Origin of the sequence: Devosia sp., from assembly GCF_041917035.1 — a bacterium.
Classification (GTDB): domain Bacteria; phylum Pseudomonadota; class Alphaproteobacteria; order Rhizobiales; family Devosiaceae; genus Devosia_A.
In genome coordinates this window covers 1-4,263 of sequence record NZ_JAYRYM010000293.1, presented here as the reverse complement: position 1 = coordinate 4,263, position 4,263 = coordinate 1, and the positions used below count along the sequence as shown (strand labels likewise).

Annotated in this window: 5 protein-coding genes; all 5 read left to right on the top strand. The window is 67.6% G+C overall.

Annotation, left to right across the window (positions count from 1 at the left end):
* A partial coding sequence (locus ACE3TU_RS19665; RefSeq protein WP_374627324.1) for a M3 family oligoendopeptidase occupies positions 1 to 1,257 on the top strand: 1,257 nt, incomplete at its 5' end.
* An 18-nt stretch (positions 1,258 to 1,275) separates the two neighbouring features.
* On the top strand, positions 1,276 to 1,518 hold the full coding sequence (locus tag ACE3TU_RS19660) for an aa3-type cytochrome c oxidase subunit IV (RefSeq protein ID WP_374627322.1): 243 nt from the start codon (positions 1,276 to 1,278) through the stop codon (positions 1,516 to 1,518).
* Between the two features lie 62 nt (positions 1,519 to 1,580).
* Positions 1,581 to 2,864, top strand: a complete 1,284-nt coding sequence (locus ACE3TU_RS19655) for a Re/Si-specific NAD(P)(+) transhydrogenase subunit alpha (protein WP_374627320.1) — start codon at positions 1,581 to 1,583, stop codon at positions 2,862 to 2,864.
* A complete protein-coding gene (locus ACE3TU_RS19650; protein ID WP_374627318.1) occupies positions 2,864 to 3,166 on the top strand; it encodes a proton-translocating transhydrogenase family protein in 303 nt (100 codons plus the stop codon). The genes ACE3TU_RS19655 and ACE3TU_RS19650 overlap by 1 nt, the downstream gene beginning before the upstream one ends.
* A 6-nt stretch (positions 3,167 to 3,172) precedes the next feature.
* Positions 3,173 to 4,263 (top strand): NAD(P)(+) transhydrogenase (Re/Si-specific) subunit beta (locus ACE3TU_RS19645; RefSeq protein ID WP_374627316.1); only part of this gene is annotated, 1,091 nt, incomplete at its 3' end.

The following is a 4,263-nucleotide window of genomic DNA, read 5'->3' as shown; positions in this document are numbered from 1 at the left end:
ACCATGGCGAGCCTCAAGTTCGAGGCGCTCGGCGAGGAGATGAACCTCGAGAGCATTCTCAACCTGCTGTCCGATCGGGACGAGACCAAGCGCGAGGCGGCGTTCAACGGGATATCGCGGACGCTGCGCGGCAACGAGCGGCTGTTCACGCACATCACCAACGTCCTGGCCAAGGACAAGGAAATCTCCGACCGCTGGCACGGCTTCAAGGACATTGCCGACAGCCGGCACCTCGAGAACTCGGTGGAGCGCGAGGTGGTGGATGCGCTGCACGGCGCGGTGAAGGCGGCCTATCCGCGGCTGAGCCACAAGTACTACGCCATGAAGGCGAAGTGGTTCGGCAAGGCGCAGCTCAATGCCTGGGACCGCAACGCGCCGCTGCCGACGGCCGATGAGCGGGTCTACGATTGGCGGAGCGCCACGGACACCGTGCTCGAGGCCTATGGCCGGTTCTCGCCCAAGCTGGTCGAGATCGCGCAGCCCTTCTTCGAGAGGGGCTGGATCGACGCGCCGACCAAGCCGGGCAAGTCGCCCGGCGCCTTCGCGCACCCGACGGTGCCGTCGGCGCACCCGTACCTGATGCTCAACTACCTGGGCAAGGCCCGCGACGTGATGACGCTCGCGCACGAACTCGGGCACGGGGTGCACCAGGTGCTGGCGGGCGGGCAGGGCGCGCTGATGGCGCCGACGCCGCTGACGCTGGCCGAAACGGCCTCGGTGTTCGGCGAGATGCTGACCTTCCGCTCGATGCTGGACAAGACCACCGACCCGAAGCAGCGCTTCGCCATGCTGTCGAGCAAGGTGGAGGACATGCTCAACACGGTGGTGCGACAGATTGCCTTCTACAGCTTCGAGCGCGAGGTCCACACCCGACGCCGGCAGGGCGAGCTGACGACCGCCGAACTCAACGAAATCTGGCTGGGCGTGGCCGCCGAGAGCCTCGGGCCGGCGATCCGGCTGAACGAGGGATACGACATCTTCTGGGCCTATATCCCGCACTTCATCCACTCGCCCTTCTACGTGTACGCCTATGCCTTCGGCGACTGTCTTGTGAACTCCCTCTATGCACAGTATGAGAAGTCGTCCGAGGGCTTCGCAGAGCGTTATCTGGAGCTGCTCAGGGCAGGGGGCAGCAAGCATCATTCCGAATTGCTCAAGCCGTTCGGGCTGGATGCGCGCGATCCCCAATTCTGGTCGCTGGGGCTCTCGATGATCGAGCGGCTGATCGGCGAGCTGGAAGCCACTTCGCCGAACTGAAACCGCCTAGAGGACCCGATGGCCAAGAAACCCACCGCCCCCGCCGCCGATGTTCCGGCGATGGACTATGCCCAGCACAACGCCACCTATGGCGGGTTCCTCACCCTGGTGAAGGCCGGCATCGTGTCGATGGCCTTCCTGGTGCTGGCGCTGTTCTGCTTCATCGAGGCCGGCCAGCCGGTGCTGGGCGCCGTGCTGCTGGTGCTGATGGTCGTCGTGCCGGTGGCGCAGTCGATGATGGGCAAGCGCCGCTCCGCCTAGGAACAGCGCAGGCACGCCGCGCGGCGTCTCCGGCGCCCCGGGCGAACGATCTGGAGACGTCGATGAAGATAGCAGTGCTGCGAGAGCGCGCCGACGGGGAAACCCGCGTCGCTGCGACGCCGGAAACCGTCGCCAAGCTGATCGGGCTGGGCGCGACGGTGGCGATCGAGGCCGGGGCGGGCGATGCCGCGCGGTTCCCAGATGCGGACTACGCGGCCGCCGGGGCCAGCGTCGGTCCGGCCGCCGCGACGGTCAAGGACGCCGAGATCGTCCTCGCCGTGCGCCGCCCGTCGGTCGGCAGCCTGCTCGGCATCACGCCCGGCGCGCTGGTCGTGGGGATCATGGATCCCTATGGTAGCGAGGGCGAGATCGGCGGCTATGCCAAGGTCGGACTGACGGCGATCGCGATGGAGTTCATGCCGCGCATCACCCGTGCGCAGGTGATGGACGTGCTGTCGAGCCAGGCGAACCTGGCCGGTTACCAGGCGGTGATCGACGCGGCCGGGGCCTTCGACCGGGCCATGCCGATGATGATGACCGCGGCCGGGACGGTGCGCCCCGCCAAGGTGTTCGTGATGGGCGCCGGCGTCGCGGGCCTGCAGGCCATCGCCACGGCCAAGCGGCTCGGCGCGGTGGTCACCGCCACCGACGTGCGGGCGGCGGCCGGCGAACAGGTCGAATCGCTGGGCGCCAAGTTCATCATGACGGACGCGCTGAAGGACGCCTCGGGTTCGGGCGGCTATGCGCGCGAACTGACGCAGGACGAGCAGGCGGCGCAGGCGGCGCTGGTCGCCGGTCACATCGCCAAGCAGGACATCGTCATCACCACGGCGCTGATCCCGGGACGGCCGGCCCCCAAGCTGGTGAGCCGGGCAATGGTCGAATCGATGGCCCCTGGCTCGGTGATCGTCGACCTCGCGGCGGAGCGCGGCGGCAATGTCGAGGTGACGCAGCCGGGCAAGGTCGCGACGACGGCCAATGGCGTGACGATCATCGGCCATCTCAACGTGCCGGGGCGGCTCGCCACCTCGGCCAGCCAGCTCTACGCGCGCAACCTCGTGTCCTTCCTCGAGACGCTGATCGACAAGAAGGAAAAGAAGCTCGCCATCAACTGGGACGACGAGCTGGTCAAGGCGACGGTGCTGACCCGCGGCGGCGCGGTGGTGCATCCCAACATCAAGGTGCCGGGCGCGACGCCGCTCGAGGCGCCGGTCGCGGCCGATCCGGCCAAGACCGGAGCCGCCGAGAAGTCCACTCCGGGCGAGGCCCCCGCCGCTGCCGCCGACGACGTCACCCCCGCCGAACCCGCCAAGACCGGCGCGGCCGACAAGAAGGACTCCATCTGATGGGCGCGATCGATCCCTTCATCTTCCAGCTGGCGATCTTCGTGCTCGCCATCTTCGTGGGCTATTTCGTCATCTGGTCGGTGACGCCGGCGCTGCACACGCCGCTGATGAGCGTCACCAATGCCATCTCCTCGGTGATCGTGGTGGGCGCGCTGCTCGCGGTCGGGGTCAACCAGGTGGGCGAGCCCAACTGGACGGCCAAGATCTTCGGGTTCCTGGCGCTGATCCTCGCCAGCGTCAACATCTTCGGCGGCTTCCTCGTCACGCAGCGCATGCTGGCGATGTACAAGAAGAAGAGCTAGGCCATGATCGACGCCAATATCGCCGCTATCCTCTACCTCGTTGCGGGTGTGCTGTTCATCCTCGCCCTGCGCGGGCTGTCGAGCCCGGCCTCGGCGCGGCAGGGCAACAATTTCGGCATGATCGGCATGACGATTGCCGTGCTGACGACGCTGGCGGTAGCCGGTCCCCGCGACCTGCTCAGCTGGGCGCTGATCCTGGGCGGCCTCGCCATCGGCGGCGGCATCGGCGCGGTGATGGCGCGCCAGGTGAAGATGACCGACATGCCGCAGCTGGTGGCGGCCTTCCACTCGCTGGTGGGCCTTGCCGCGGTGTTCGTCGCCGCGGCGGCGCTCTACGCGCCCGAGAGCTTCGGCATCGGCGAAGCCGGGCATATCCACGCCCAGAGCCTGATCGAGATGAGCATCGGCGTCGCCATCGGCGCCTTCACCTTCACCGGCTCGGTGATCGCCTTCCTCAAGCTCAACGGCAACATGAGTGGCAAGCCGATCATCCTGCCCAACCGGCACATGCTGCATGCCGGCCTCGGCGCGCTGCTGGTGGTGCTGATCATCGCCTTCTTCCTCACCGCCAATCCCTGGCTGTTCTGGCTGATCACCATCCTGTCGCTGGTGCTGGGCGTGTTGATGATCATCCCGATCGGCGGCGCCGACATGCCGGTGGTGGTGTCGATGCTGAACTCCTACTCGGGCTGGGCGGCGGCGGGCATCGGCTTCACGCTGGGCAATACGGCGCTGATCATCACCGGAGCGCTGGTCGGCTCGTCGGGCGCCATCCTCAGCTACATCATGTGCAAGGCGATGAACCGCAGCTTCATCTCGGTGATCCTGGGCGGGTTCGGCGGCGACAGCGCCGCGGCGGCCTCTGGCGAGGAGGAGACGCGGCCGGTCAAGCAGGGCGCCGCGGACGATGCCGGCTACCTGATGAAGAACGCCTCCAAGGTGATCATTGTGCCCGGCTACGGCATGGCGGTGGCGCAGGCGCAGCATGCGCTGCGCGAGATGGCGGACCTGCTGAAGGCCGCCGGGGTGGAGGTGAAATACGCCATCCACCCGGTGGCCGGGCGCATGCCGGGACACATGAACGTGCTGCTGGCCGA

Excerpts from the sequence above, each read along its gene's own strand:
- ACE3TU_RS19660 (WP_374627322.1), top strand. The coding sequence starts at position 1,276 with ATGGCCAAGAAACCCACCGCCCCCGCCGCCGATGTTCCGGCGATGGAC.
- ACE3TU_RS19655 (WP_374627320.1), top strand. The coding sequence starts at position 1,581 with ATGAAGATAGCAGTGCTGCGAGAGCGCGCCGACGGGGAAACCCGCGTC.
- ACE3TU_RS19650 (WP_374627318.1), top strand. The coding sequence starts at position 2,864 with ATGGGCGCGATCGATCCCTTCATCTTCCAGCTGGCGATCTTCGTGCTC.